This window comes from Allobosea sp. P2_B12 (assembly GCF_056404835.1).
In genome coordinates this window covers 257,989-283,700 of the sequence record NZ_JBFUDG010000006.1, presented here as the reverse complement: position 1 = coordinate 283,700, position 25,712 = coordinate 257,989, and the positions used below count along the sequence as shown (strand labels likewise).

The window sequence follows — 25,712 nt, the reverse complement described above, 5'->3', positions numbered from 1 at the left end:
AACAATCGCACCGGGTGCGGGGTGCAGCAGCGCCATGCGCGCGAACAGGCTTGTCTTTCGCGGCGCCATCTTGTCAGGATCGCCCCCCAATTAGATCGTTTGAAACGGGGGAAACGACGTGAAACTGCTACGTTACGGTGCGCTGGGCCAGGAAAAACCGGCTTTGCTCGATTCCAAGGGCGTCCTGCGCGACCTCTCGGGCACCATTCCGGATCTGGCCGGCAAGGCCCTGACTGCCGCCTCGCTGGCTAAGATTGGGGCGCTCGACCCCGAATCGCTTCCCGTCGTCTCGGGCTCGCCGCGGCTTGGCGCCTGCGTCGGTGATGTCAGAAACTTCATCGCGGTCGGGCTGAACTTCGCCGATCACGCCGCCGAGACCGGCGCCGAGATTCCCAAGGAGCCGATTCTCTTCAACAAGGCGCCGAACTGCATCGTCGGCCCCAATGACGACGTCGTCATCCCCAAGGGCTCGGTGAAGACGGACTGGGAGGTCGAACTCGCGATCGTCATCGGCGATGGCGGCTCCTACATCCCGGAAGACAAGGCCATGGCAGCGATCGCCGGCTTCTGCGTCTGCAACGACGTCTCGGAGCGCGAGTTCCAGATCGAGCGCGGCGGGCAATGGGCCAAGGGCAAGGGCTGCCCGACCTTCGGGCCGCTCGGCCCCTGGCTGGTCACTACCGACGAGATCAAGGACATCCAGAACCTCGGCATGTGGCTCGAGATCGACGGCGAACGCGTCCAGAACGGCTCGACCAAGACGATGATCTTCGGCGCCGCCTATCTCGTCCACTATATCAGCCAGTTCATGCGGCTCGATCCGGGCGACGTCATCACCACCGGCACGCCTCCCGGCGTCGGCCTCGGCTTCAAGCCGCCGCGCTTCCTGAAGGGCGGCGAGGTCGTGACCCTCGGCATCGAGGGTCTGGGCACGCAGAAGCAGAACTTCGTCGCCTATAAGGCCTGACGGTCATTCCCGTTGAAAACGAAAAAGGGCCGCGCAAGCGGCCCTTTTTTATGGTCGGCGGATGTGGGCCAACGGTTCACGTCTCCGAAAGACCCAGCATCAGCCGGATGTTCTGGACGGCCGCACCAGAGGCGCCCTTGCCGAGATTGTCGAGCTTGGCGACCAGCACGGCCTGCTTCAGGTCGTCGTCGCCGAAGACCCGCAGTTCGAGCTTGTTGGTGTCGTTCAGCGATTCCGGCTCCAGCTTGCCGCCCGCCTGGGCTGCGGGGACGACGCTGACATAGGTCGAGCCGGCATAGTGCTCGGCCAGCGCATCCTCCAGATCGGCCGCCTTCGGCTTGCCGGGCAACAGGTCGAGATGCAGCGGGATCGAGACCAGCATGCCCTGCCGGAAATTCCCGACCGAGGGCACGAAGATCGGCCGCCGCGTCAACCGGGCGTATTCCTGCAATTCCGGCAGGTGCTTGTGCTTGAGGCCGAGGCCGTAGAGCTCGAAGGCCGGCGCCGTGCCGGCTTCATGGGCTTCGATCATGCTCTTGCCGCCGCCGGAATAGCCCGACACCGCATTGACGGTGATGGGATGGTCCTGCGCCAGCAGCCCGGCATCGATCAGCGGCCGCAGCAGAGCGATGCCGCCCGTCGGATAGCAGCCGGGGTTCGAGACCCGGTTGGCGTTGGCGATCTTCCCGGCATGGCCGGGCGCGAGTTCGGCGAAGCCATAGACCCAGCCCGGCGCGACGCGGTGCGCCGTCGCCGCATCGACGATCTTGGGCGCGTCGCTGCCGAGTTCATCGGCGAGCGCCACCGATTCCCGGGCCGCATCGTCGGGCAGGCAGAGCACGACCAGATCGACGCCCGCCATCATGTCCTTGCGGGCGGCCGGATCCTTGCGCTTCTCAGGCGCGATGCTCTTCACCATGACCTCGGGCACGGCCGCCAAGCGGTCGCGGATGCCGAGGCCCGTGGTACCGGCCTCGCCGTCGATGAAGATGGATTTCAGGTTCTGGCTCATCTGGACCCCCGATGGGTGCGAAAGCTGGATGTTTCGTCGGCTTCAGGCATAAAAAAACCGCGCTCGTGGCGCGGTCGCGGACATTCGGGCTAACAGCCGAGCGTCATCGCGGTCGCGCAAGGGCGGCCGGGTTCGGGCGACGTCGGGACAGGTTCGTGGTCATGAGGTGGATATGATGGAGGGAGGGCCTGCTGTCAATGATGCGATCTCCCCGTCGATAATAGCCGCGGGGAACCCCTCTCCTGCATCGAAGTCGGGTATACCCGACTTCGACACTCAGAGTGCTGAACTCGGGTATTACCCGAGTTCAGTGAGAGGGGCAGGGGTGAGGTGTAGGCCCCTGGACCAGTTGCTTGAGCAAAAGCAGCGGTGAGGTCACGACCAAGACGTCAAACGGCCGACCCCTCACCCTGCCCTCTCCCTATGGGAGAGGGTTCCCCGCGCGCTTGATTGCAACGTGATTGGAATCGGTTGGCCCGTTCTGCTGCCTGCCTGATTCAACCAGCCTTCTTCAGCGCCAGCCCCTGGATGTAGTGCTGCGCCACCGCCGAGCCGGCGATCGCGGTGGCGTCGGCGTGGTCGTAGGGCGGCGAGACCTCGACGATGTCCATGCCGCGAAAATCGAGGTCGCGGATGCCCCAGACCATGCGCAGCGCCTGATCCGAGGTGAAGCCTCCTGCAACCGGCGTACCCGTGCCGGGCGCGAAGGCGGGGTCGAGCGCGTCGATGTCGAAGGTGAGATAGGCCGGCCCCGCGCCGACGCGCTGCCGGATCCGCGCGATCGTGCCGGCGACGCCGAGTTCATGCGCGGCATAGGCGTCGAGCACCTCGAGCCCGCAATCGCGCGGCGCGACCGTGCGCAGGCCGATCTGGATCGACCGCTCGGTGTCGATCAGCCCCTCGCGCACGGCCTCCAGGACGAAGGAGCCGTGGCTGATCGCGCCGACGCCGTCATCCCAGGTGTCCTGATGGGCGTCGAACTGGACCAGCGCCAGCCGGCCGTGGCGGGCGACATGGGCGCGCAGCAGCGGCAGCGTGATGAAGTGATCGCCGCCCAACGTGACGAGATGGGCACCTGAGGCGATGATGCCGGCCGCCTCGTGCTCGATCGCCCGGGCGCAGCCCTGCAGGTCGCTGCGCGGCAGCAGGCAGTCGCCATAGTCGACAGCGCTCAGCCGCTCGAACGGGTCGATGCGCGAGGGATATTGCGCGTCGCCATCGAAGATCACGCTGGCGCGGCGCAGAGCCTGCGGCCCAAAGCGCGTGCCCGGACGGTTCGAGACGGCGAGGTCGAAGGGCACGCCCCAGATCACCAGGTCGCAGCCGGAGACATCCTTGGAATAGCGCCGCCGCATGAAGGAGAGCGCGCCGGCATAGGTCGGATCCTGCGCCGGCCCTCGCCTGTCGCCGGTGAAGGCGTGGTCGATCGGCGGCGTATCGGCGGGCTCGGTCATGTCAGGGTCCGTTGCGAGTCAGCGGCGCGCGCCGGCGAGCCAGACATAAAGGCACCAGGGCAGGATCAGGGCGAGGCCGGACAGGACGAGCCGCAGCGTCGTCCATGCGACCGGGTTCTGGAGCGCGCGGCCATCGAGTTCCGGCACGCCATGGATCAGCCCAAGCGCGACGGCCGGCGCGAGGAAGATCGCCAGCGCGTTGCCGATGCGGCGGCCACGCGGCAGGTCATGGCGCGCCAGCGCAAGCAGGGCCGGCACGGCGATCATACCGAAGGCGATCAGGATCAGGAGGACGCGCATGAGGGAGCCGGACGAGAACGATTCGGCCCCTGTAGCATGAACCGCGTCGGCCTCAAGCTCGGCACTGCCGCAAAGCCGCGATCGGAGGCCGGCCGGTTCAGACCAGAACGCCGGCCGCCACGGACGCGCCGACATCCAGACCGGCGAAGATGCCGACGGCGACGCCGAAGGCCCCGGCACTTTTGAGTGCATCCGAGATGGTGATACTGCCGCCAGTGATATTGGTGCCGAACAGCACGAGCGCAAAACTTCCGCCGCCGGGCGCGCCCGGAAAGTTGGAGGACGCGGCGATGATCGAGGTCGCGCCCTTGAGGTCGTTGCGATTGTTCATCGGCCGGCGCGACATGATGCGCGACCCCGTGCTCGGAAAGCTCGCAGGCGCTACGTTCAATCCGAAGGGGAACGGACCCTTGCCCAGCGTCACGCCCGCGAAGTCGAACAGATGCTGCTCCGGGTCGCCATCCTCCAGGATGAAGAACCGCGCCAACGCGCCTCCGGTCGGCCCTACGCTGAACGAGATGCTTGCATTGCCGTCGATCACGAAGTTCGTCGCGGAGAAGCCCAGGATGCGTATGACAGCGGGTGTCGGCGGCGGCGGCGGGAGCGGCTTCGGCACCGGCTTCGGAGGATCGATTGGATCGACCGGGAACGGAAAGGGATCGACCGGGAAGACGCTGCGGGCGAGTTCGTTCAGCTTGCCCAGCGTAAAGCCATGGGGATCGACGCGACCGTCTCGAAACTTCAACGGCACATTCTTGTTCTGAAACTTGACGATCGCCGCGATCACCTCTTTCGAGGCCTGCCCGTTGGCGGTCGGAGGCGGCAGGATCGTGCCGGTGCCGCCGTCTTCCGGTAGAATCCGGTGCAGCAGCGTGATGATCGTTTGCTGATCCTTGACTGAGTTCAAGGCCGGCTGCCGGCCCACGGCCGAGCCGATCGTCTTCTGTGGCTTCTTGACGACATCCGGCATGACTAACCCCCTCAATAGAACAAGCGGATTCACTCGGCAGGCTTGGCCAGTCCAGAAACGTACCATAGCAGAGCCAAAGTGCCAGCCCCCCGCAGTACAGAAACCGCTGTGCCTCAGCGCCCGCCGCCGACGCGCAGGATCGAACCGACCACATAGGACGCCGCGCCCGACAGTGCGAACAGCACCACCTCGGCGATTTCCTCAGGCTGCGCGGCGCGCTTCACCGGGATCGACGGTGCGATGCGTGCGACGCGGCCAGGCTCGCCCGACGAGATCGCGTGGATGTCGGTCTCGGTCATGCCCGGCGCCACCGCGTTGACGCGGATGCCGGTCGGCGCCAGTTCCTTGGCAAGGCCGAGGGTGAAGGAATCGATCGCGCCCTTCGAGGCCGCATACCAGACGAACTCGTCGGCCGAACCGAGGCCCGCCGCGATCGAGGAGATGTTGACGATCGCCCTGTCCTTCGCCGCGCCATTGGCGAGCAAGGCGCGGGCGGCCTCGCGCGCGACCAGGATCGCGCCGGTGACGTTGACGTCGATGCAGGTGCGGATCACCTGCGGGTCGGCATCCGCCAGCTTGCTCGCCGGCCCGGTGATGCCGGCATTGTTGACGACATGGGTCAGCGGGCCGAGCGCCGCGGCGGCCTCCGCGAAAACGCGGGCGATGTCGGCGTCCTTGGCCATGTCGCCCTGGAGCGCCACGGCCTTTGCACCCGCCGCCTCGCAGGCCGCGACGACCTTTGCGGCCGCATCGGCATTGGCTTGGTAGTTGACCGCGACGTCGTAGCCGCGTTGCGCCGCCATGATGCAGATGGCAGCGCCGATGCCCCGGCTACCGCCGGTGACGAGGAGAACGGGTCGGGACATGGGCGGCTCCTTGGACGATGGCACTTCACACTCAAGCCCTCATCCTGAGGAGCGAGCCGAAGGCACGCGTCTCGAAGGATGCTTCGGGAGGCTCCTGAACCATCTGGAACATCCTTCGAGACGACCGCTTCGCGGTCTCCTCAGGATGAGGGCTGAGGGAGAGCAATGAATACGAAAAGGGCGGCTCTTGCGAGCCGCCCTTTCCACATACCGGGTGATCGAGAAACGATCAGCGCTTCGAGAACTGGAAGCTGCGGCGGGCCTTGGCCTTGCCGAACTTCTTGCGCTCGACGACGCGCGAGTCGCGGGTCAGGAAGCCACCCTTCTTGAGCGGGCCGCGAAGCTCGGGCTCGAAGAAGGTCAGGGCCTTGGAGATGCCGTGACGGACAGCGCCGGCCTGGCCAGAGAGACCGCCGCCCTTGACCGTGACGACGACGTCGTACTGGGTCATGCGCTCGACGAGCTGCAGCGGCTGCTGCAGGACCATGCGCAGCACGGGACGGGCGAAGTAGACTTCCTGATCACGGGTGTTGACCGTGATCTTGCCGGTGCCCGGCTTGATCCAGACGCGGGCGATGGCGTTCTTGCGCTTGCCGGTGGCATAGGCGCGGCCCTGGGCGTCGATCTTCTTGACGTGGACGGGAGCATCCGGCTGCGCGGCCTTGGCGGCGCCGCCGAGATCGGCGAGAGACTGGAGAACTTCAGCCATGGTCAGACCCTCGCATTCTTGCGGTTGAGCGCGGCGACGTCGAGCGCCTCCGGCGACTGGGCTGCGTGAGGATGCTCGCCGCCCTTGTAGACGCGCAGGTTGCCGAGGATCTGGCGGAACAGCGGGCCACGCGGGAGCATGCGCTCAACAGCCTTCTCGACGATCCGCTCCGGGAAGCGACCCTCGAGAATGAACTTGGCGGAACGCTCCTTGATGCCACCGGCATAGCCGGTGTGGTGATAGTAGACCTTCTGGTCGCGCTTGCGGCCGGTCAGGACGATCTTGTCGGCATTGATGACGATGATGTTGTCGCCGCAGTCGACATGGGGCGTGTAGGCAGCCTTGTGCTTGCCACGCAGACGCAACGCCACAACAGCGGCGAGACGGCCGACGACGAGCCCGGAGGCGTCGATCACAACCCATTTCTTTTCGACATCGGCGGGCTTGAGCGAGATGGTCTTCATCGCGGGCACCCCTTCGGTGGCTGGAGAAAAATGACAAGCCGCCGGAGACCGGCGGCGATGTGAGGCGGGGATAGAGAGCCGACGGCCGGGTGTCAAGCATGGATACAGCGCACGAAATCCAAAAAACGTCTATTTTTCAATTCCCTGCTGGAAACGGTATCCTGATACCGTAGCGCTCTCCCGCGCTGCTCTTGCGCCTCGCGCCGTGGTCGCGCGATCATTGGTGAGGAGGAACCATTCCATGGCCAAAACCACGATGCCCAACAGCACAATCATTCCCGCCGCGTTGACCGCTCTCACCCTCGCCTTCGCGCAGCCAGCCCTGGCCGATGTCCATGTCATGAGTTCGGGCGGGTTCACGGCGGCGTACAAGGATCTCGTCGCCGGCTGCGAGGTGAAGATCGGCCAGAAGATCGTGAGCGCCTATGGCGCCTCGATGGGCGCGGCGCCCGATGCTATCCCCAACCGCCTCGCCCGCGGCGAACCCGCCGACATCGTCATCCTTGCAGCCGAAGCCTTCGACAAGCTGGCATCCGAGGGCAAGGGCATACCGGGGAGCCGGGTCGATCTGGTGCGCTCGGCGATCGGCCTCTCGGTCAAGGCCGGCGCGCCGAAGCCCGACATCTCGACGGTCGCGGCCCTCAAGAAGACGCTGATGGAGGCCAAGACGATCGCCTATTCGGCCAGCGCCAGCGGGACCTATCTCTCCGAGGAACTCTTTCCCAAGCTCGACCCGAGCGGCGCGGTGATGGCGAAAGCCAAGAAGATCTTCAGCGAGCGCGTCGGCACGGTGGTGGCGCGCGGCGAGGCCGAACTCGGCTTCCAGCAGGTCAGCGAGCTGGTGACGATCGAGGGGCTGGATTTCGTCGGCACGCTGCCGGAAGAGGTCCAGCGCGTCACGGTGTTCTCGGCCGGGCTCGCCGCCGGATCGAAGGAGCCCGAGGCCGCCAAGAAGCTGATCGCCTGTCTGGGTTCGCCCGAATCCGCGCCGGCGATCCGGAAGACGGGGCTGGAACCCCTGCCGGTCAAGCAATAGGGGGCTCTGCCATGCCGTCATGCTCGCCCTTGTGGCGAGCATCCACGTCTTAGGCATAGAGCTCGACGAGCGAAGGCGTGGATGGTCGGGACAAGCCCGACCATGACGGAAGAGGTCAGCGCTCGGCGGGGATCGAATAGGTTCCCGTCGCATGCGCGACCATCTCGCTCTCGCCCTGCGAGAACAGCGCGACCTCGCCCACTGCCAGGCGCTTGCCGAGCTTGAGCAGCTTCGCCTGCCCAATCAGCGCCGTGGGACCCGGCTTGCGCAGGAAGTTGAAATTCAGGCTCGTCGTGACCGCGAGCGCGACCGGGCCGATCTGGCCGAGGATCGCGGCATAGAGCGCGAGATCGGCGAGTGCCATCATGGTCGGGCCCGAGATCGTACCGCCGGGGCGCAGATGCTTCTCGTGATAGTCGCAGCGCATCCGGGCGCTCATCGGCCCGACCTCCTCGACGAAATATGTTCGGCCGCCGAGATGGAGCTGCGGAAAGACCTGGTCGAGATAGGCTTCGAGCTCGGAGGCGGTCATGGCGATGGTCATGTCGGGCGGATGCTCGTGTCGGGGGTCGGCGCAGGCCCAGGTGAGGCCATGCCCCTTGCAGCATGAGGGAGCGCGGCCGACAATACGGCAAAAGGCAAAGGGAAACGCTGAAGGTGACGTCATGAATGCCCATCACAGGCCCGATGCCGCGCCGGCGCTGCGGCGCGAGGATGCGGAAGGCGTCGCGACGCTGACGCTCGACCGGCCACAATCGCGCAATCCGCTGAGCGAGGCGATGCTGGCGGCGCTCAGTGACGCCTTCGCCGCGATTGCGACTGACCGCACCATCAAGGCGGTCGTTCTGGCGGGTGAAGGGCCGGTCTTCTCAGCCGGTCACGATCTCAAGGAAATGAGCGCGCATCGCACTGACGCCGACCGGGGCCGCGCCTATTTCACCGATATCCTCGGGCGCTGCTCGAAGGTGATGCAGCAGATCAGCGCCCTGCCCCAGCCCGTGATCGCGGCGGTGGAGGGCACGGCGACGGCGGCCGGCTGCCAGCTCGTGGCGAGCTGCGACCTCGCCGTTGCGAGTGAGGCCGCGCGCTTCTGCACGCCCGGCGTCCATATCGGCCTGTTCTGCTCGACGCCGATGGTGGCGCTGTCGCGCAACCTCTCGCCCAAGCACGCGCTGGAGATGCTGCTGCTGGGCGAGATGGTGCCGGCCGGCGAGGCGCACAGGATGGGGCTGGTCAACCGCGTCGTGCCGGCGGGCGGCGCGCTGGCGGAGGCGCAGCGGCTCGCCGGCGTCATCGCTTCCAAATCACCGGCGACGATCCGCATCGGCAAGCGCGCCTTCTACGAGCAGCGCGAGATGGGACTTGCGGCGGCCTATGATCACGCCAGCGCGGTGATGGTCGAGAACATGCTCGCGCGCGATGCGGAGGAAGGCATCGGGGCGTTTGTGGAGAAACGCGCTCCGGTGTGGGAGGCGTAGGTCCGACTGCGCCGTGGTGGCGCGGGGAACCCTCTCCCATAGGGAGAGGGTAGGGTGAGGGGTCGGCCCCTCGACCAGTGACGCCGTGACCCAACCGCTGCCAAGTGCCAGCCAACGATATTTGGCCTACACCTCACCCCTACCCCTCTCCTTACAGGAGAGGGGGTCCCCGCGCCCTCGCCTTCCAGACCTGAGCCTAACATGACCCACGACGCCTACCCCGACAGCCTGATCCGCGACATCCTGAAGAGCGTGAAGCGCATCGCGCTGGTCGGCGCCTCCGCCAGCGAAGCGCGGCCGAGCTGGATCGTGACGAAATACCTGATCGATCGCGGCTATGACGTCGTCCCGGTCAATCCCGGCCTCGCCGGCCAGACCCTGCTCGGCCGGACGGTCTACGGCTCGCTCAAGGAGATCCCCGGCGTGATCGACATGGTCGAGATCTTCCGCAATTCGGAAGCCGCGGGGCCGATCACCGATGAGGCGCTGACGCTCGATCCGCTGCCCAAGGTCATCTGGATGCAGCTTTCGGTGCGCAATGACGACGCGGCGGCGAAGGCTGAGGCGAAGGGCGTCACCGTCATCATGAACCGCTGCCCCAAGATCGAGTATGGCCGGTTTTCCGGCGAGATCGGCTGGCAGGGCATCAATTCGCGGCTATTGTCATCGAAGAAGCCGGTCCTGGCCGGCAAGGGCTTCCAGAAGCTGACGATCCACCGGCCGGGGACGTGAGCGTAGAGGCACGCGACTGCTCGCCGTTATTGCGTGCCCGACTAAGCCATCCAGCCGGTTCGCGCCTCGCCCCTGAATTGACGGCCTTCGGAGCGTTCGTTAAAACGAACGCCATGTCTCGCATTCAGAAGATCGCAGGGAGTAGGCCATGACCGACCGGGCACCCGGATTTCACACGCTCGCCATCCATGCCGGCGCCGCGCCCGATGCGGCGACGGGCGCCCGAGCCACGCCGATCTACCAGACGACGTCCTTCGTCTTCGACGATGTCGACCATGCCGCCTCGCTGTTTGGGCTGCAGGCCTTCGGCAACATCTACACCCGCATCGGCAACCCGACGAATGCGGTGCTCGAAGAGCGCGTCGCGGCGCTTGAGGGCGGCACGGCGGCGCTCGCCGTCGCCTCCGGCCATGCGGCCGAATTCCTCTGCTTCCACGCGCTGATGCAGCCGGGCGACGAGTTCGTCGCGGCCCGCAAGCTCTATGGCGGCTCGATCAACCAGTTCAACCATTCCTACAAGAACTTCGGCTGGAACGTGATCTGGGCCGATTCCGACGATCTGGAATCCTTCGCCGCGGCCGTGACGCCGAAGACCAAGGCGATCTTCATCGAGTCCATCGCCAATCCCGGCGGCGTCATCGTCGACATCGCCGGCATCTCGGCGATTGCGAAAAAGCACAACATCCCGCTGATCGTCGACAACACGATGGCGACGCCCTACCTGATCCGGCCGTTCGAGCATGGCGCCGACATCATCGTGCATTCGCTGACCAAGTTCCTCGGCGGACACGGCAATTCGATCGGCGGCATCATCGTCGATGGCGGCTCGTTCAACTGGGTCGGCGATGCGCGCTATCCGATGTTGTCGAAGCCCCGGCCCGAGTACAACGGCATGGTTCTCGGCGAGACCTTCGGCAATTTCGCCTTCGCCATCGCCTGCCGCGTGCTTGGCCTGCGCGACATGGGCCCGGCGCTCTCGCCCTTCAACGCCTTCATGATCCTGACGGGGATCGAGACGCTGCCGCTGCGCATGCAGAGGCACTGCGACAGCGCGCTGTGGGTCGCGTCGCATCTGGCGAAGCACCCGGCGGTCGAGTGGGTCAGCTATCCCGGCCTGACCGGCGACAAATACCATGAACTCGCCAAGCGCTATTCGCCCAAGGGCGCCGGCGCGGTCTTCACCTTCGGACTGAAGGGTGGCTATGACGCCGGCGTCAAGCTCGTCACCGAGCTGAAGCTGTTCTCGCATCTGGCCAATATCGGCGACACGCGCTCGCTGGTGATCCACCCGGCCTCGACCACACATCGCCAGCTCAGCGACGAGCAGAAGACGGCGTCCGGTGCCGGCCCGCAGGTCATCCGCCTGTCGATCGGGCTGGAGGATGTGCAGGACCTGATCGACGATCTGGATCAGGCGCTGGCGTAAGATGAGCCGTAATTCTCGGGCGAAGCGAAGCGCAGACCCGAGAATCTCAAGCCGTAGACGCACGGGAAGCGGCGCAATCTCGTCACGAGATGCTCGGGTCAAGCCCGAGCATGACGGCGCGATTCAGGCGCGCGCCGCGCCTTCCGTCCGCGTCACATGCACCACGCCCATCGCCAGCACCATGAAACCCAGCGCCTGATGGGCCAGGCCGGCCCAAAGCGGCACGACCAGCAGCAGCGTGACGACGCCGAGCGCAGCCTGCGCGAGTGTCAGGCCGGCGATTGCGGTGACGCGCTTCGCGGGGCCTGAGCCCGGCGCGGTCCGACGCAGCGAGACCGCATGCCAGAGTGCCAGCGCCAGCAGCATATAGGCGCCGAGGCGGTGGTTGAACTGCACCAAAGCGGCGTTGTCGACGAAGTTTTCCCAGAATGACGGACGCACGAACAGCGTCTGCGCGCCCGGAACCAGCGCACCATCCATCAACGGCCAGGTGTTGTAGGTGAAGCCGGCGCGCGAGCCAGCGACGAGGCCGCCGAGCGCGATCTGGCCGAAGAGCAGCGCCAGCAGGAGCCAGGCGATCCCGCGTCCCCTCGCCGGCTCGACCCGCCGCGGCGGCGTCAGCCAGGTGGCGAAAGCGACGACGGAGGCGAAGAACAGCCCGGCGAAGGTGAGATGCAACGTCAGCTTCACGGGCGCAACGGCGACCATGCCGGGCTCCAGCCCCGAGGCCACCATGATCCAGCCGATCGCGCCCTGCAGGCCGAGCAGCAGGCCCATGCCGAACAGGATCAGCGTCTGGCGCCAGGGCAGCAGGCGGCGAACCGCCACGACAAGGAAACCGGCGAGATAGACCAGCCCGATGAAGCGGCCGAGTTGGCGGTGGCCCCATTCCCACCAGTAGATGAACTGGAACTCGCCGAGGCTCATGCCTTCATTGAGCAGCCGGTATTGCGGGCTCTCGCGGTATTTGGCGAACTCGTTCGCCCAGGCCTGGCCTGAGAGCGGCGGCAGCGCGCCGGTGATCGGCTTCCATTCGGTGATGGAGAGGCCCGAGCCTGTCAGGCGGGTTGCGCCGCCGACCACGACCATGACGAAGACCAGTGCCGCGACGATCCAAAGCCAGCGGCGGATGCCGGCATGCCTGCCACCCTGCAGAATGATCGGAGCGGGTTTTTCGAGGGCTATCGTCACGGAAGCGGGGCCTTCGGTCGCATCGGATACGCTTCACAAGCGCGGGCGCAGGTGACAGATAGTCCGCGCGCCGGGGCGGAGACAACGCCCGCATTGCCGCAGGCTGGCCCGCATTGCCGCAGGCCGGCAGGCGCTCAGGAGAATTCAGGATGAGGCAGACCCACCGCAAGCTGATCGGCACCATCTCCATCCTGGTCTTCGTCTGCGTCTATGCGCTCATCGCCATGGCATTGGCGCAGGGGCGGATCACCGAGGCGCCCAAGCTCGTGCAGACTGTCGCCTATGTCGTGCTGGGGCTGGCCTGGGTGCTGCCGCTGCTGCCGCTGATCCGATGGATGGAGCGGAAGGACGAGGTTTAGCCGCCGTCATTCTCGGGTCAAGCCCGAGCATGACGTGCTCTGGCTACCCCACGTTCAGCCGCCGCCGGCGATTCCAGAGCCAGAACGGCAGGCCCGACAGCAGCGCCCGCACGGCCGCTTCGCTCTGATGCAGGCCGTTGAGCGAGACGCGCGGCAGGGCGTGTGGATGGGCCGCATGCTCCGCGAAGAGATGCCCTGGCCGCGTCGTCACCGCACTCTTGAAACCCGCCTCGGCCGCGAGCGCGAACTCGCGCGGCCCCGCCGAGCTCGGATCGCCGACCGGATAGGCGAAATGGCGGATGGGCATGCCGAGCTCGGCCTCCAGCCGGGCCTTGCCGTCCGCCATTTCCATCTGCGCAAACGCGGCATCATGCTTCGCCAGCATCGGATGGGTCAGGGTATGCGCCCCGATGCTCACGCCGGGCGCGCCGGACAAAGCGCGCAGCGTTTCCCAGGGCAGGCATTCGCGTTCGACCAGCGCGGCGGCATCGACGCCGGCCTGGCCGGCGAGATCGGAAATCGCTGAGAGCAGAATCGCTTCCGGCTGTTTGCGCAGACGCCAGTAGAGCGACTCAAAAGCGCGCTGCTTCTCGTTGTCGCTTCCGGCGCGCGCCGCGAAGGGGCCGTCCGGCAGGGTCAGCGCGATCTGCGGCAGCGCGCGGATCGACTCCTCCAGCTCGAGCCACCAGAGCCGCGCAGTGCGGTCGGCAAAGCCCGTCGTGACGAACAGCGTCCAGGGCGCGCCATGGCTGGCCAGCACCGGCCAGGCATGCTCGACATTGTCGCGATAGCCATCGTCGAAGGTCAGCGCGACAAAGAAGCGGCCCTTGCGCGGGGAAGCCAGGCGCGCGACCGCCTGATCGAGCGAGACCAGATCATAGCCCTCGGCGCGGATCAGCATCAGGGTGCGATCAAGGAATTCGGGCGTGATCTCGAGCAGGCCGTTGGGGGCGAAGCCGCCCTGCCGTTGTGGCCTGACATGATGCAGGGTCAGGACGACGCCGGCGCCCTGCGCAAGCCCCCTGCCCCAGCGGTCGGCACGCGTCGCCGCGATCGCCGCGAAAGCGGCAGAGAAGGCCTGATGGCGCAAGTTCTTAGCGCGAAAGCTCATCGTCGGGATCCGCGGCAACCGCTCGCTAACGCTGTTCGCCGATCGTCTCGGCCAGGAGCCGTGATCTTGCCCAGTCCGTTCACAATAGCGGGTTAAGGAAGCAAGACTTATCCGTTTCCGAGAGCCGGCCATCCATGTCCGCCGTTGCCGAACATGCCCCGACCGAGCGCCTCTCGGCCTCGCTCCCGAGCGAGAGCCGCAGCAGCGTCGCGCGGCCATGGCACAGCATCGCGATCAGTGACGACATCGCAGCCGTCGCGGCGGATTGGCACGCGCTCGAAGCCAGCGCGCTGGTGACGCCCTATCAGGCCCATGGCTGGGTCGCGCCCTTCGTCGAGACGGTCGGTGCATCCGAGGGCATGGTCTTCCGCCATGTCGTGCTGCGCGACGCCTCCGAGCGGCCGCTGGCGATCCTGCCGCTGGTGATCACCCGCCGCAACGGCATCCGCTTCGCCGAATTCATCGGCGGCAAGCACGCCAACTACCATATGGGCCTCTATGAGCCCGGTTTCGCCGCCGCGCTGGACGCCGCTTCGGCACGGCTGATGCTGGACGAGATCGGCGCCACGATCGGCGGGCTCGACGCCTTCATCTTCGTCAACCAGCCGACGCATTGGCAGGGCGTCGCCAATCCGCTGGCCGCGCTGGCGGCCGGGCCGAGCCCGAGCGGGGCCTACAAGCTTGCCCTCGTCGCCGGCGATTGCGACGGCTCGCTGCGGCGCTCGATGAGCAGCCACGCCCACAAGAAACTCAAGAACAAGCGCAACCGCTTCACGAGCTTCGGTCCATCGGAACTGGTGCGGGCCCGCGAACCGGCCGAGATCGCGCGCGTGATCGATGCGTTCCTGCTGCAGAAGGCCGCGCGCTTCGCGATGATGGGCGTACCAGACCCCTTCGCGCCACCCTCGGTGCGCAGCTTCCTCGAGCGCGCTGCGCAAGCCCAAGGCGATGCCGCGCCTGTGCTCGAACTCTATTCGCTCGATGTCGCCGGCCGGTCGGTCGCGACCTATGTCGGTGCGGTACAGGCGCAACGCTTCTCCGGCATGGCGACCTCCTTCGACATGGAGAGCGAGGTCGCCAAGACCAGCCCAGGCGAAATCCTGCTGGTCGACCTGATCAGGCTGAAATGCCGCGAGGGGATCACGACGTTCGATCTCGGCGTCGGCGAAGCCCGCTACAAGACGACGATCTGCGACGAGCGCGACGAACTGGTCGACAGCTTCCTGCCGCTGACCGCCAAGGGACGCGCCTTCGCAAGCATCGCCCGCGCCAAGCGCTGGGCCAAGCGCCGGATCAAGGCCTCGCCGATCGCGCTGAAACTGGCGCAGCGGGTCTCGGGCTGGCTGAACCGCGGCCCCGCCCGCGCGATCGAGGATTAGGCCGGAACCTCAGACCGGCGCGGCGTCGCGCTCGAGCAGGTCGCGCATCGGCGCGGTCTCGGGCGAATCGAGCATCAGCGTCACCGGCGCCTTCGTCATCTCGGCCAACCGATAGGCCGCCTCGACGGCGTGGCCATTGCCGAGCTGACCGGCCATGACCAGCCCGCCCTGCGCACGATCCGCCAGCGGGGCCAGCACCGACGCCTCATCGTTCGAGGCGGCAGCGACCAGAACCCAGTCATAGGTCTCGCAGAGCGCATCCAGCGCGACCTCGACAAGGTCGGAGGCGGCCAGGACCGCGTCCCGCCCGGCCCGGCCGGGGCCGATGCGGTGCAAGCGCGAATTTGGCTCGCGGGTGATGATGTCGGAGAACAGCGCTTCGCCGGCGAGCAGTTCGGAAAAGCCCACCTCGCTCCGGCCCCGGTCGGCGGCGAGGTCGACGATGATGCAGCGGCAGCGCTGCGACAGAAGCTCGGCAAGGTCGGTCGGCGTCGCCGCGCCCTCGCCGGCTCCGTCGAGCACGAGCACCAGCGGCGCCATGCCGCGCACCGGCTCCTCGATCCGCTCGGCGAGATCGGCCAGCGTCTGCTCGGGATGGGCGAGATCGAGCGTGATCTGGCCGAGACGACCGCCATGCGTCAGAAGGCCGGCGACACGCTCGCGGCGCGAATCGGCCGAGGCACCTTCAGCGCGAGGCGGCGCCCTGGTGGCACCACCGGCCCAGCTCGGGGCGCGGCGCGGCTGCGGCGCGGGCGCGTCGCTGCGGCCGTTGAGGAGTTCGCGCGAAACGACCGTGGCGAGCGCGCCCAGGAAGGTCGCGAGCGTCGCCACCAGGACGGTCGGCAGCTTCTTCGGGAAGGAGGGTTCGGTCGGCTCGACCGCGCGCGAGATCACGCGGGCGTCGGCCGGCGTCGCGTTCTGGCCGTCGCGGGCGACGGCCTCGCGATAGCGCAGCATGTATTGCTCGAGCTGCTCGCGCAGCGTGCGGGCCTCGCGTTCAAGCGCGCGCAGCTGCACCTCGCTGTCATTGCCGGTGGAGACGTTCTTCTTCTGGCCGTCGAGAGCGGCGGTGAAGCTCTCGACGCGCTGGCCGGCGATCTTCGCCTCGTTCTCCAGCGTTCGCACCGTGCGCTCGGCGGCGGCGCGAAGCTGGCCTTCGAGGTCGGCGAGCTGGGCGTTCAGCTCCTTGATGCGCGGATGCTCGGAGAGGAGGTTGCGCGATTCGAGGGCGATCTGGGCGCGCAGGTTGACGCGCTGCTCGATCAGCCGGCGCACCAGCTCGTTGTTGGCGACATCGGGAATCTCGAAGGTGCGGCCCTGCTTGATCGCATCGCGGATCAGCCCGGCCTTGGCCTGCGCCTCGGCCTGCTGGCTGCGAGCGGCGGACAGCTGCGTCGAGAGATCGCCGAGCTGCTGGGCATTGATCGTCGTGTTATTAGCGCCGACCAGCAGGCCGTTGCGCGAGCGGAACTCCTCGACCTTGGCCTCGGATTCGGCGACGCGTTTGCGCAGCGGCTCGATCGTGGTCGAGAGCCAGGAGGATGCGCTGCGCGCGGTATCCTGCTTGGCCGCCTCCTGCGTCTCCAGATAGGTGTTGGCGATGATGTTGGCGCCCTTGGCGGCGAGCGCCGGGTCCTGCGAGGTGAACTCGACGGAGACGATGCGCGAGCGTCCTACGGGATAGACCAGCAGGCGATCGTAATATTTTTCCAGCACCCGCTCTTCGGGAGAGCGGTCGGCGGGGTGGCCGCCAATGCCGATCAGCACGCCGAGCTTCTTCAGCGTGCTGAGGGCACCCGCCCCTGAGTCGAATTCGGAGTTGCCGACCAGGCCGATCCGCTTGATCGCCTCGCGCGCCAGGTCGCGTGACATGACGACCTGAACCTGGCTCTGGACGGCCTCGGAATCGAATTGCTGGCCCGAGCTCTCGCCGCCGGTCTGGCCGGGACGCGTATAGAAGCTGTCGCGGTTCTCCAGCAGGATACGGGCCTCTGCGGTATAGCGCGGCGGGATGACGTTGACAGCGACGAAGGACAGCCCGAACACGACCAGCGTCGGCCCTATGATCCAGGCCTTGCGCCGCTTGATCGCGACCCAGAGCGCGGAAAGATCGAGCATGTCGCCACGAGCCTCAGCGTTCCGCGCAGTCTGCTCGCGAACCTGCTCCCTGACATGGCTCTCGGTGTGAGCGGTCATGACCCATCCATTCACGCAAAACTCTCGCGCCCAGGACAGGACGCAGCGTCAATGAAAGCGCAGCAAGGTTAGTGCGGGGTTAAGAACGGGCGTAAAGGTTGCGCCGGCACGAGCGGAGCCCCGCCTCCTGAAGCCTTTGTTAACCATATCGCGCCAATGCTTCGGCAGGGTTCCGCATGGGTATCGCTTGTGATGAGTCGACGTCTCGCCTCTCTCGCCTTGGCTGTCGCCATGACGGCGGGCGCCTGCACGCCGCGCTATGCGGCCTCCGATTATGCACTCGCGCAGGCGAGTGGCCCCTACAGGCTGGCGAGCGGCGACAAGCTGCGCATCATCGTCTTCGGCCAGGACAATCTTTCCAACATCTATGCGGTGGATGGCAGCGGCCGAATTTCGATGCCGCTGATCGACTCCGTCGAGGCGCAGGGGCGCACGACCCAGCAGCTGGAGAAAGCGATCGAGGCCAGGCTGCGTAGCGGCTTCCTGCGCGAGCCGAAGGTCTCGGTCGAGGTCGATGCCTACCGCCCCTTCTTCGTGCTCGGAGAAGTGACCAATTCCGGCCAGTTTCCCTATGTGAACGGCATGACGGTGCAGACGGCCGTCGCGATCGCCGGTGGCTTCACGCCGCGCGGCCAGCGCGCCTATGCCGAGGTGACGCGGCAGGTCGAGGACCAGCTCGTCACGGCGAGCGTGCCGATCACCTATCCGGTCCAGCCCGGCGACACGATCGTCATCAAGGAACGCTGGTTCTAGAGCTGCGCGGAGACCGCTCGATGACGGACGCCTCGCCGCCGCGGCTGCGGATCCTGCATGTCTTCCGGGCCCCGCTCGGCGGCCTGTTCCGGCATGTGCTCGACCTCGCGCGCGGCCAGGCGCAGCGCGGCCATGATGTCGGCATCTTCTGCGATTCCACGACCGGCGGCACCCGCGCCGACGATGTCTTCGCCGAACTCTCGGGCCTGCTGACGCTCGGCATCACGCGCGTGCCGATGTCGCGCTATCCGAGCCTGACGGATGCCAAGGCGCAGATGAGCGCGATCTCGGTGCGCTCCCGGCTCGACCCCGACGTCGTCCATTGCCACGGCTCGAAGGGCGGGCTCTACGGCCGCCTGCCGGCGCTCGTCAGCCCCGGCCGCCGCTACGTCACGGCCTATACGCCTCATGGCGGCAGCTTCAACTACAAGCCGGGCGGCACGGAGCATAAGGTCTATATGGCGGTCGAGCGGCTGCTTGAGCGCGCCACCGACATGTTCCTGTTCGAGAGCCGCTTCATCGCCGGCCGCTTCGAGGCGCATATCGGCCATTTGCCGCGCACCGACCACCGGATCGTACTGAACGGCATCTCAGAGCCGGAATTCGAGCCGATCGACCATGCGGACGCGACGTTCGACCTCGTCTATCTCGGCGAACTGCGCTCGGCCAAGGGCATCGACACACTGATCGACGCGCTCAGCCTGCTCAAGAGCCGCGACGCCTTGACGCCGCGCATCCTGATCGTCGGCTCGGGACCGGACGAGGCGGCTCTGCGCGCGCTGACCGTGTCACGCGGCATCGCGGAGCAATGCGTCTTCGAGCCTCCGGGCCCAATCCGCAGGGCCTTGTCTCGCGCTCAGGTCATGGTCGTGCCGTCGCGGGCCGAATCGCTGCCCTACGTCATCCTGGAGGCGGCTGCGGCGGCGCAGCCGTTGGTCTCCACCGATGTCGGCGGCATCAACGAGATCTACGGGCCGCGCCACAGGGACCGGCTGATCCCCACCAACGACCCCGTCATCCTCGCCGACGCGATCGCAAAAGCGCTCGCCACGCCCGATGCCGAGCGGGCGGCCGAGGCGACGGATCTGGCGCGGCATGTCCGCGAGAACTTCCAGCTCGATGCGATGATCGACGGCGTCATCACGGCCTATCACGACGCGATGGCGAAGCGGGCCAGGGCCTGATCGGCCAAGTCCCCTCAAACACTCCGCTCAAAGCAGCTTGAGGGCGACCACGCCCACGATGACCAGGCCGATGCCGGCCCAGCCCACCGGCCTGATGCGTTGCCCGAAGGCCAGCGCGCCGACAATCGCGGTGACGACCAGTCCCGCCCCGCCCCAGACCGCATAGGCGACGGAAAGGTCCATGCCGCGAATGGCCTGGGCCAGCGCGGCGAAAGCGCCGATCACCAGGACAATGCCGAGCAGACCCGGCAGGCGCAGGCGCATGCCGTCGGAGAGCTTGAGCAGGCAGGAGCCCGAAACCTCGAGCACCACGGCCAGAGCCAGCCAGGCGATGGCAAGCGTTTGGGGCACCATGGGGTTGGTCATCAGGGGACCGATCACGCCAGCCTCCCGTTGATCCCGGTATTTCGAGGCTCACCAGCATGCTCGTCGCCGACGCCGCGTTCGAGCAGAAGGATGCCGGCCAGAATAGCGGCGAGCGCCAGCATGCGCCCGGCGGTCAAATGCTCGCCGAAGAGCAAGTGGCCGGCGGCGGCGATGCCGACGATTCCAAGCCCCTCCCAGACCGCATAGGCGACAGCCAGAGGGATGACGCGCAGCGCGATGCTGAGCAGCGCGAAGGAGAGGCCGATCAGGGCCAGCGGCAGAAGCGCGACCAGCCAGGGAGCGGAGACGACCGACTTCAGCGCGGCCGTCGCGACGATCTCGACGGCGATGGCCGCGAACAGAAAGAACCAGTGGGAAGGCATGTTGCACACGGGGCAAGCCGGCAACGGGCATCGCGGGGGCGATGCCAGGCAGCTCAGCAAAAGTTCGAGTTGAAAATCAGAGTCCGGATAAAAAGGCTCTCTGTGGCGACCACCACGAAAGCAGCACGGCAATCACATCCCGGCCGCCAGGGCCGAAAACTTGATCGCGCAGAAATGTGCTTCTCAGACACTCATCGCCGAAACACATAGCCCGATCGTTGCTTCCAGTCAACTGAAAACAACTTTTCAGCGATTTCCATCATGGCAATTCGAGCGAAATCGGCGCGATTTCGACTGCATCAATACCTTGATCGGCCGAGGAAAAATCGTGTTTTCGATCGCAGGCCGTGATCGCCCTGAACGAGCGCGCCAAACGCGCCCGAAGGCACATTCCTCCTGCCGAAACAGCGACCTGTCCGATTAAGCCTTCCGTGAGCATTTTCGGCTACGCCAGAGGCAAGATCAGCGGGCTGGCCAAGGCAACGGGCCCGGCCTCGCCGACAGCGACCACGGTTGCAGCGACCAGGGATTTGACGTCATGGGTGCCTTCGATGTCCGCGATCTGATCAAGGCGGACGCGGCTGCCTCGGCAACGCCCGAGATGTTCGGGCCCGCCAGCAGCGGAACGCGCGTCTTTCACCCGCTGGCGGAGCGCATCGCCGCCATGCCGGTCAAGCCGACGCTCTCGCCCGTGATGATCGAGGGGCTGGTGCGCGTCCTCGACGTGCTGGCCGTGATCGGCACGGGCGGGCTGATCTACTGGCTTTATGCTGCCGGCAATGTCGACAGCACCCTGCCCTACCAGGTTACCATCGCCGCGCTGTCGGTCGGCGTGCTCGCGGTCTTCCAGGCACTGCATCTGTATCATGTCGGGGCGCTGAGAAACTTCATCGCCATGGCGGTCCGGCTCGCGAGCGGCTGGACCTTGCTGTTCCTGGTCACGCTGGCCACCTTCTTCTTCCTCAAGATCGGCGATCAGGTCTCGCGCGGCTGGCTGTTGGGCTTTTACGGCGTCGGCGCCATCGCGCTGCTCACCGAGCGCCTCATCATCATGCTTGGCGTGCGGCACCTGACGAGGACCGGCCGACTGGAGCGGCGCACGGCGATCGTCGGCGGCGGCGAAGGCGGCGAGGCCCTGATCCGCGCGCTGGAAGCGCAGCGCGACACGGGCCTGCGCATCTGCGGCGTGTTCGACGACCGCAACGACGACCGCTCGCCCGATCTCGTCGCCGGCTATCCCAAGCTCGGCACGATCGACGATCTCGTCGAGTTCGCCCGCCGCACCAAGCTCGATCTCGTGATCTTCACCCTGCCGATCTCGGCGGAGGCGCGGCTGCTCACCATGCTGCGCAAGCTCTGGGTGCTGCCGATCGACATCCGGCTCTCGGCGCATATGTCGAAGCTGCGCTTCCGGCCGCGTTCCTATTCCTATTTCGGCGCGGTTCCGGTGCTGGACGTGTTCGACCGGCCGATCGCGGACTGGGACATCGTCGTCAAATGGGTCTTCGACAAGGTCGTCGGCATGCTGGCGCTCCTCGTGCTGTCGCCGGTGATGCTGGCCACCGCGATCGCGATCAAGCTCGACTCGAAGGGGCCAGTGCTGTTTCGCCAGAAGCGCTACGGCTTCAACAACGAGCAGATCGAGGTTTTGAAGTTCCGCTCGCTCTACCACGAGATGACCGACCACGCCGCCGCCAAGCAGGTGACGAGGAACGATCCGCGCGTCACCCGCGTCGGCCGCTTCATCCGCAAGACCTCGCTCGACGAACTGCCGCAGCTGCTCAACGTCGTCCTGCGCGGCGATCTCTCGCTGGTCGGCCCGCGCCCGCATGCGGTCCACGCCACGGCCTCCAACCGCGCCTATGAGCAGGTCGTCGACGGCTATTTCGCCCGCCACAAGGTCAAGCCCGGCATCACCGGCTGGGCACAGGTCAATGGCTGGCGCGGTGAGACCGACACCGAGGACAAGATCCAGCGACGCGTCGAGCACGACCTCTATTACATCGAGAACTGGTCGGTGCTGCTCGACCTCTACATCCTCGTGAAGACGCCGTTCTCGCTGATGACGAAGAACGAGAACGCCTATTGAACACGCTCGCAGACCCTGCTGTCGAGCGAGGATCGGGCCGCCGCCGCGGCCTCGCGATTTCCTATGCCTCGATCACACGCGGCGCGCTTTGGCTCCTGACCGCCTCGAGCTGGGTCGCCCTGATAGAACCGTCGCCCTACGAGATCTCGTTCCTCCTCGTTCTCCTGGTTTTCGCGGTGACCGGAATCCGGTTTTCGCAGAGGCTGTTGCCCCTGGCGTTCCTGCTGCTGGCCTTCAACGTCGGAGGCCTGTTCTCGCTGATCCCGTGGATGAGCGACCCCGATGCCGTCCGCTTCATCGCGGTTTCGCTTTACCTGATGATCACGGCCGTGGTCCTCGCGGCGATCATCGCCGAGGATTCCCTCGGACGGCTGGAGACGCTGCGGAAAGGCTATCTCTTCGCGGTCTGGTGCGCGAGCATTGCCGGCCTTCTCGGCTACTTCAACGTCGCAGGCCTCGGCGACAGCTTCACGCTCTATGGACGCGCCTCGGGCACCTTCAAGGACCCGAACGTGCTCGGTCCCTACCTGGTGCTGCCGATCGTTTTCGGTATCCAGCATATCCTGATCGGCCGATGCGGGCTGCTGCGCGGCCTGCTCTCGATCAGCGTCCCGCTGGCGGCGCTATTCCTGACCTTCTCGCGCGGTGGCTGGGGCAATCTCGCGGCCTCCGTGCTGATCATGGTGACACTCTCCTTCCTGGTCGCGCCCAGCGCGTCGCGCCGCGCGCGGATCGTTGCCCTGACGCTGGCGACGCTGCTGCTGGCAGCCCTGGCGCTGATGGTCGCCTTGTCCTTCGACGACATCCGCGCGGTCTTCCAGGAGCGGGCCAGCCTCGACCAGAGCTACGATCAGGGCGTGACCGGCCGCTTCGGCAGTCAATTGCGGTCGATACCGCTGCTGCTGGACGCGCCCAACGGCTTCGGCCCGCTGCGCTTCCGCTGGATTTTCAATCAGCAGGATCCCCACAACGTCTATGTCAACGCCTTCGCCTCCTATGGCTGGCTCGGAGGCTTCGCCTGGCTCGCTCTGACGATGGCGACGTTTTACATCGGCTGGCGCCTCGTCTTCCGGCGAGGCCCAACCCAGAATCACGCCATCGCGCTCTGGTCGGTTCTGTTCGTCACCATCCTGCAGGGCATTCAGATCGACACCGATCACTGGCGGCACTTCTACCTGATGCTTGGACTGGTCTGGGGGCTGGCCGCACTGCCGCGAGCCCAAGGCCCGGCGCGATAGGCCGCGGAAAGCGCAATGACCGTCGCGAAACAGAATTCCAACATCCAGGCGCTGCGCGCCGTTGCCGCGCTGCTGGTGGTCGTCGGGCATGCCTTGCATGAGACCGAGACGATCTCCGCGCTCGTCGGCCGCGCCGCGCCCGACCTGTCGTTCATTTACTGGGGCTTCGGCGTCGACATCTTCTTCGTGATCTCCGGCTTCATCATGGCCTATACGTCGGCAGACCTCTTCGGCCAACGCGGAGCCTGGCGCGTCTTCCTGACACGCAGGCTGACGCGGATCGTGCCGCTCTACTGGCTACTGACGACCGTGCTGCTGGTCGGGGGTGCCATCGCGCCGCGCCTGCTGAACGTGCCGATCGACGACTGGCAACATGTGCTGGCATCCTATGCCTTCATCCCGAGCCTGCGGGGCCCCGGCGAAATCCGGCCGGTGATGGCGCTCGGCTGGACGCTGAACATGGAGATGTTCTTCTACGTTCTGTTTGCAGGCGCGCTCACCCTGCCCTTCCGCAGTGGCATGACCGCGCTCGCACTGGTCATCGGCGCGCTTGCCCTGTTCGGGCTGATCGTCCGCCCCGAGCAGGTGCAGCTCGCATTCTGGACCCAGTCGATCATCCTGGAATTCCTGATGGGCTGCCTGCTCGGCGCCGCCTATCTGAAAAGCGCCCGGCTGACGCCCGTCGCGGCAGTCATGGTCGCTGCCGTCGGGATTCTGGGGATGGTCAAATTCGCCGGGCCCGAGGTCGAATCAAGCGTACCCGATGCCTTGCGCTGGGGCATTCCGGCGCTCCTGATCGTCGCAGCCGCCGCGCTCGCGAAGAGCGTGACGTCACGGGTCATGCTCTGGCTCGCGGCGCTCGGAAACGCATCGTACAGCCTTTATCTGGTGCATCCGTTCGTACTGCGCCCGATGCGCAACATCTGGACCCATTTCGTCGGCGTGGCCCTGCCGCTGACGGCCTATGTCGCGGCGGCAGCCCTGCTCGCGACAGTCGTGGCGATCCTGACCTACCGCTTCGTCGAGCGGCCGCTGCTGCGCTGGGCGCAGGGCGGAAGGAAGGATGCGTCGAAGCCGGGTCCGAGGGTCGCAGAACGGGCGGCGACGCTGTCCTGACTGCTCCGTTCGGGCTTTGCGATGCCCGGGCTCAGCTGCGATCCTTGCGCACCACGACATAGGCGTAGGTCGTCACGAAGTCCCAGCCGATCTTCGCGGCGAGCGCGTTGAAGGCATGGTCGGCCTGCTTCAAGCCCGGCATGCGGTCGAAATAGCCGTGCCCCCAGAAGCGCTGGATGTGCACGTCGCCAAAGCCGGCGCGATTGAGCATCGGCGTCAGCTGGGCGCGGCTGCCGCGGCACCAATCGTAATGGGCCGGAAACTTCGGATCGCCGCCGCCATCGCGCCGCAGCGGGAACAGCGCATGCACTATGGCGCGCGAAGCCTTCTCCGGCAGCAGGTGGTTGAGCGCGAAGACCGGCGCCCACAGCGTCGGGAAGAAGGCGAGTGCGACGCCGCCCGGCGCGAGCAAAGCGTGGATGTTGGTCCAGGCGCGTTCGACGTCGCCGACATGCTCGAAGACCATGCGCGACACCATCAGGTCGTAGCCGCCGCGCGCGATATCGGGCTCGGAGAGGTCGCCAGCGATATCGAAGCGGGCGGTCTTGAGACCGGCCGGTGTCAGCGCCAGTTCGCCGGCGTCGATGTCGTTGACGATGAGGTCGATGTTGCGGCGCCTGGCCTGCTCGGCGGTGAACATCGGATCACGCCCGCCGCCAATCTCGCAGACACGGCGCAGGCCGAACTGCTGCGTCAGCGCAAGAATGGTGGATTCGTAGTTGTCCCAGGCCCATTGCGAGTGCCAGTCCGGAGCGAGTTCGCGGAAGAAGCCCTCGACCGAGCCTGACGGATGCGCCGATGCGCGCATCGCGGGCCGTGCCTGGGTCTGCGTGACTGTCGCCAGTGACATGGTCTTCTCCGCCTGCGTGACCGCCCCGTCCCGAGCAAAACCATGCTGGCATCAGCCAAACGCCGCAATCGAAGACTTAATCG

The 25,712-nt window shown here is 66.5% G+C and carries 26 protein-coding genes; 12 read left to right on the top strand and 14 right to left on the bottom strand.

Annotated features, from left to right (window positions below; genetic code table 11):
• Positions 1-118 precede the first annotated feature (118 nt).
• The gene (locus AC1DYU_RS16820) at positions 119-967 is read left to right on the top strand and encodes a fumarylacetoacetate hydrolase family protein (RefSeq protein WP_476792620.1); all 849 of its coding nucleotides are present in this window, start codon (positions 119-121) and stop codon (positions 965-967) included.
• A 76-nt stretch (positions 968-1,043) separates the two neighbouring features.
• Here the strand turns inward: AC1DYU_RS16820 and argC are convergent, their stop codons facing one another.
• From argC to rplM, 7 genes are all read right to left on the bottom strand, one after another.
• Positions 1,044-1,979: an N-acetyl-gamma-glutamyl-phosphate reductase gene (argC, locus tag AC1DYU_RS16815; protein ID WP_476792619.1), complete on the bottom strand. Its 936-nt coding sequence runs from the start codon at positions 1,977-1,979 to the stop codon at positions 1,044-1,046.
• A gap of 497 nt (positions 1,980-2,476) precedes the next feature.
• Positions 2,477-3,433: an agmatinase gene (gene speB / locus AC1DYU_RS16810; protein ID WP_476792618.1), complete on the bottom strand. Its 957-nt coding sequence runs from the start codon at positions 3,431-3,433 to the stop codon at positions 2,477-2,479.
• An 18-nt stretch (positions 3,434-3,451) separates the two neighbouring features.
• Positions 3,452-3,733 carry a hypothetical protein gene (locus AC1DYU_RS16805; RefSeq protein WP_476792617.1) on the bottom strand — a complete coding sequence of 94 codons (282 nt, stop codon included), beginning with the start codon at positions 3,731-3,733 and terminating at the stop codon, positions 3,452-3,454.
• A 97-nt stretch (positions 3,734-3,830) separates the two neighbouring features.
• Complete coding sequence (locus tag AC1DYU_RS16800; protein ID WP_158487210.1) at positions 3,831-4,703, bottom strand: hypothetical protein; 873 nt, start codon at positions 4,701-4,703, stop codon at positions 3,831-3,833.
• 113 nt (positions 4,704-4,816) lie between these two features.
• Positions 4,817-5,569, bottom strand: coding sequence for an SDR family oxidoreductase (locus AC1DYU_RS16795; protein ID WP_476792616.1), 753 nt, complete (start codon positions 5,567-5,569; stop codon positions 4,817-4,819).
• A 229-nt stretch (positions 5,570-5,798) separates the two neighbouring features.
• On the bottom strand, positions 5,799-6,278 hold the full coding sequence (gene rpsI, locus AC1DYU_RS16790) for a 30S ribosomal protein S9 (protein ID WP_476792615.1): 480 nt from the start codon (positions 6,276-6,278) through the stop codon (positions 5,799-5,801).
• A 2-nt stretch (positions 6,279-6,280) separates the two neighbouring features.
• Positions 6,281-6,742 (bottom strand): 50S ribosomal protein L13, encoded by a 462-nt coding sequence (gene rplM, locus AC1DYU_RS16785; RefSeq protein ID WP_158487213.1) that lies wholly within the window; start codon positions 6,740-6,742, stop codon positions 6,281-6,283.
• Between the two features lie 241 nt (positions 6,743-6,983).
• Between rplM and AC1DYU_RS16780 the strand changes: the two genes are divergently transcribed.
• Entirely contained in the window at positions 6,984-7,778 is a 795-nt protein-coding gene (locus AC1DYU_RS16780) for a substrate-binding domain-containing protein (RefSeq protein WP_476792614.1), read from the top strand.
• Positions 7,779-7,893: 115 nt separating this feature from the next.
• On the opposite strand, the gene AC1DYU_RS16775 is transcribed toward AC1DYU_RS16780, so the two are convergent.
• Entirely contained in the window at positions 7,894-8,322 is a 429-nt protein-coding gene (locus AC1DYU_RS16775; RefSeq protein WP_476792613.1) for a PaaI family thioesterase, read from the bottom strand.
• Positions 8,323-8,443: 121 nt separating this feature from the next.
• On the opposite strand from AC1DYU_RS16775, the gene AC1DYU_RS16770 reads away from it, so the two are divergent.
• The 3 genes from AC1DYU_RS16770 (at position 8,444) to AC1DYU_RS16760 (ending at position 11,414) form a co-directional block, all read left to right on the top strand.
• Positions 8,444-9,256 carry an enoyl-CoA hydratase gene (locus AC1DYU_RS16770; protein WP_476792612.1) on the top strand — a complete coding sequence of 271 codons (813 nt, stop codon included), beginning with the start codon at positions 8,444-8,446 and terminating at the stop codon, positions 9,254-9,256.
• Positions 9,257-9,457: 201 nt separating this feature from the next.
• Positions 9,458-9,988 (top strand): CoA-binding protein, encoded by a 531-nt coding sequence (locus AC1DYU_RS16765; protein WP_476792611.1) that lies wholly within the window; start codon positions 9,458-9,460, stop codon positions 9,986-9,988.
• Positions 9,989-10,136: 148 nt separating this feature from the next.
• A complete protein-coding gene (locus AC1DYU_RS16760; RefSeq protein WP_476792610.1) occupies positions 10,137-11,414 on the top strand; it encodes an O-acetylhomoserine aminocarboxypropyltransferase in 1,278 nt (425 codons plus the stop codon).
• Between the two features lie 123 nt (positions 11,415-11,537).
• Here AC1DYU_RS16760 and AC1DYU_RS16755 read toward each other — a convergent pair whose 3' ends face one another.
• Complete coding sequence (locus tag AC1DYU_RS16755; protein ID WP_476792609.1) at positions 11,538-12,605, bottom strand: COX15/CtaA family protein; 1,068 nt, start codon at positions 12,603-12,605, stop codon at positions 11,538-11,540.
• 149 nt (positions 12,606-12,754) lie between these two features.
• On the opposite strand from AC1DYU_RS16755, the gene AC1DYU_RS16750 reads away from it, so the two are divergent.
• Positions 12,755-12,964, top strand: coding sequence for a DUF2842 domain-containing protein (locus tag AC1DYU_RS16750; RefSeq protein WP_476792608.1), 210 nt, complete (start codon positions 12,755-12,757; stop codon positions 12,962-12,964).
• 43 nt (positions 12,965-13,007) lie between these two features.
• Here AC1DYU_RS16750 and AC1DYU_RS16745 read toward each other — a convergent pair whose 3' ends face one another.
• A complete protein-coding gene (locus AC1DYU_RS16745; protein ID WP_476792607.1) occupies positions 13,008-14,075 on the bottom strand; it encodes a polysaccharide deacetylase family protein in 1,068 nt (355 codons plus the stop codon).
• A gap of 134 nt (positions 14,076-14,209) precedes the next feature.
• On the opposite strand from AC1DYU_RS16745, the gene AC1DYU_RS16740 reads away from it, so the two are divergent.
• Positions 14,210-15,454 carry a GNAT family N-acetyltransferase gene (locus AC1DYU_RS16740; RefSeq protein ID WP_476792606.1) on the top strand — a complete coding sequence of 415 codons (1,245 nt, stop codon included), beginning with the start codon at positions 14,210-14,212 and terminating at the stop codon, positions 15,452-15,454.
• Positions 15,455-15,463: 9 nt separating this feature from the next.
• Here the strand turns inward: AC1DYU_RS16740 and AC1DYU_RS16735 are convergent, their stop codons facing one another.
• Entirely contained in the window at positions 15,464-17,650 is a 2,187-nt protein-coding gene (locus tag AC1DYU_RS16735; protein WP_476792605.1) for a GumC family protein, read from the bottom strand.
• A 192-nt stretch (positions 17,651-17,842) separates the two neighbouring features.
• Here AC1DYU_RS16735 and AC1DYU_RS16730 point away from each other — a divergent pair, with 192 nt between their 5' ends.
• Both AC1DYU_RS16730 and AC1DYU_RS16725 read left to right on the top strand, forming a co-directional pair.
• Positions 17,843-18,403, top strand: a complete 561-nt coding sequence (locus tag AC1DYU_RS16730; RefSeq protein ID WP_158487222.1) for a polysaccharide biosynthesis/export family protein — start codon at positions 17,843-17,845, stop codon at positions 18,401-18,403.
• 20 nt (positions 18,404-18,423) lie between these two features.
• A complete protein-coding gene (locus tag AC1DYU_RS16725) occupies positions 18,424-19,587 on the top strand; it encodes a glycosyltransferase family 4 protein (RefSeq protein WP_476792604.1) in 1,164 nt (387 codons plus the stop codon).
• Positions 19,588-19,614: 27 nt separating this feature from the next.
• Here AC1DYU_RS16725 and mdtI read toward each other — a convergent pair whose 3' ends face one another.
• Both mdtI and AC1DYU_RS16715 read right to left on the bottom strand, forming a co-directional pair.
• A complete protein-coding gene (gene mdtI / locus AC1DYU_RS16720) occupies positions 19,615-19,968 on the bottom strand; it encodes a multidrug/spermidine efflux SMR transporter subunit MdtI (RefSeq protein WP_476792603.1) in 354 nt (117 codons plus the stop codon).
• The gene (locus tag AC1DYU_RS16715) at positions 19,965-20,336 is read right to left on the bottom strand and encodes a DMT family transporter (protein WP_476792602.1); all 372 of its coding nucleotides are present in this window, start codon (positions 20,334-20,336) and stop codon (positions 19,965-19,967) included. The genes mdtI and AC1DYU_RS16715 overlap by 4 nt, the downstream gene beginning before the upstream one ends.
• A gap of 538 nt (positions 20,337-20,874) precedes the next feature.
• Here AC1DYU_RS16715 and AC1DYU_RS16710 point away from each other — a divergent pair.
• Genes AC1DYU_RS16710 through AC1DYU_RS16700 form a run of 3 tightly spaced genes read left to right on the top strand, consistent with a single transcriptional unit; the run spans position 20,875 to position 24,779 of the window.
• Positions 20,875-22,425, top strand: a complete 1,551-nt coding sequence (locus tag AC1DYU_RS16710) for an undecaprenyl-phosphate glucose phosphotransferase (RefSeq protein ID WP_476792601.1) — start codon at positions 20,875-20,877, stop codon at positions 22,423-22,425.
• Positions 22,422-23,663, top strand: coding sequence for an O-antigen ligase family protein (locus AC1DYU_RS16705; protein ID WP_476792600.1), 1,242 nt, complete (start codon positions 22,422-22,424; stop codon positions 23,661-23,663). The genes AC1DYU_RS16710 and AC1DYU_RS16705 overlap by 4 nt, the downstream gene beginning before the upstream one ends.
• A 15-nt stretch (positions 23,664-23,678) precedes the next feature.
• Positions 23,679-24,779 carry an acyltransferase family protein gene (locus AC1DYU_RS16700; RefSeq protein WP_476792599.1) on the top strand — a complete coding sequence of 367 codons (1,101 nt, stop codon included), beginning with the start codon at positions 23,679-23,681 and terminating at the stop codon, positions 24,777-24,779.
• A gap of 31 nt (positions 24,780-24,810) precedes the next feature.
• On the opposite strand, the gene AC1DYU_RS16695 is transcribed toward AC1DYU_RS16700, so the two are convergent.
• The gene (locus tag AC1DYU_RS16695) at positions 24,811-25,629 is read right to left on the bottom strand and encodes a class I SAM-dependent methyltransferase (protein ID WP_476792598.1); all 819 of its coding nucleotides are present in this window, start codon (positions 25,627-25,629) and stop codon (positions 24,811-24,813) included.
• Between the last annotated feature and the right edge of the window lie 83 nt (positions 25,630-25,712).

What these genes read in the sequence shown, in the direction of transcription:
- AC1DYU_RS16730 (WP_158487222.1), top strand. Translation starts at nt 17,843, where the DNA reads ATGAGTCGACGTCTCGCCTCTCTCGCCTTGGCTGTCGCCATGACGGCG.
- AC1DYU_RS16780 (WP_476792614.1), top strand. Translation starts at nt 6,984, where the DNA reads ATGGCCAAAACCACGATGCCCAACAGCACAATCATTCCCGCCGCGTTG.
- AC1DYU_RS16760 (WP_476792610.1), top strand. Translation starts at nt 10,137, where the DNA reads ATGACCGACCGGGCACCCGGATTTCACACGCTCGCCATCCATGCCGGC.
- AC1DYU_RS16695 (WP_476792598.1), bottom strand. Translation starts at nt 25,629, where the DNA reads ATGTCACTGGCGACAGTCACGCAGACCCAGGCACGGCCCGCGATGCGC.
- AC1DYU_RS16765 (WP_476792611.1), top strand. Translation starts at nt 9,458, where the DNA reads ATGACCCACGACGCCTACCCCGACAGCCTGATCCGCGACATCCTGAAG.
- AC1DYU_RS16805 (WP_476792617.1), bottom strand. Translation starts at nt 3,733, where the DNA reads ATGCGCGTCCTCCTGATCCTGATCGCCTTCGGTATGATCGCCGTGCCG.
- speB (WP_476792618.1), bottom strand. Translation starts at nt 3,433, where the DNA reads ATGACCGAGCCCGCCGATACGCCGCCGATCGACCACGCCTTCACCGGC.
- AC1DYU_RS16700 (WP_476792599.1), top strand. Translation starts at nt 23,679, where the DNA reads ATGACCGTCGCGAAACAGAATTCCAACATCCAGGCGCTGCGCGCCGTT.
- AC1DYU_RS16725 (WP_476792604.1), top strand. Translation starts at nt 18,424, where the DNA reads ATGACGGACGCCTCGCCGCCGCGGCTGCGGATCCTGCATGTCTTCCGG.
- AC1DYU_RS16800 (WP_158487210.1), bottom strand. Translation starts at nt 4,703, where the DNA reads ATGCCGGATGTCGTCAAGAAGCCACAGAAGACGATCGGCTCGGCCGTG.
- AC1DYU_RS16795 (WP_476792616.1), bottom strand. Translation starts at nt 5,569, where the DNA reads ATGTCCCGACCCGTTCTCCTCGTCACCGGCGGTAGCCGGGGCATCGGC.
- AC1DYU_RS16715 (WP_476792602.1), bottom strand. Translation starts at nt 20,336, where the DNA reads ATGCCTTCCCACTGGTTCTTTCTGTTCGCGGCCATCGCCGTCGAGATC.
- rplM (WP_158487213.1), bottom strand. Translation starts at nt 6,742, where the DNA reads ATGAAGACCATCTCGCTCAAGCCCGCCGATGTCGAAAAGAAATGGGTT.
- rpsI (WP_476792615.1), bottom strand. Translation starts at nt 6,278, where the DNA reads ATGGCTGAAGTTCTCCAGTCTCTCGCCGATCTCGGCGGCGCCGCCAAG.
- AC1DYU_RS16735 (WP_476792605.1), bottom strand. Translation starts at nt 17,650, where the DNA reads ATGACCGCTCACACCGAGAGCCATGTCAGGGAGCAGGTTCGCGAGCAG.
- AC1DYU_RS16750 (WP_476792608.1), top strand. Translation starts at nt 12,755, where the DNA reads ATGAGGCAGACCCACCGCAAGCTGATCGGCACCATCTCCATCCTGGTC.
- AC1DYU_RS16740 (WP_476792606.1), top strand. Translation starts at nt 14,210, where the DNA reads ATGTCCGCCGTTGCCGAACATGCCCCGACCGAGCGCCTCTCGGCCTCG.
- AC1DYU_RS16745 (WP_476792607.1), bottom strand. Translation starts at nt 14,075, where the DNA reads ATGAGCTTTCGCGCTAAGAACTTGCGCCATCAGGCCTTCTCTGCCGCT.
- AC1DYU_RS16775 (WP_476792613.1), bottom strand. Translation starts at nt 8,322, where the DNA reads ATGACCATCGCCATGACCGCCTCCGAGCTCGAAGCCTATCTCGACCAG.
- AC1DYU_RS16770 (WP_476792612.1), top strand. Translation starts at nt 8,444, where the DNA reads ATGAATGCCCATCACAGGCCCGATGCCGCGCCGGCGCTGCGGCGCGAG.
- argC (WP_476792619.1), bottom strand. Translation starts at nt 1,979, where the DNA reads ATGAGCCAGAACCTGAAATCCATCTTCATCGACGGCGAGGCCGGTACC.
- AC1DYU_RS16710 (WP_476792601.1), top strand. Translation starts at nt 20,875, where the DNA reads ATGGGTGCCTTCGATGTCCGCGATCTGATCAAGGCGGACGCGGCTGCC.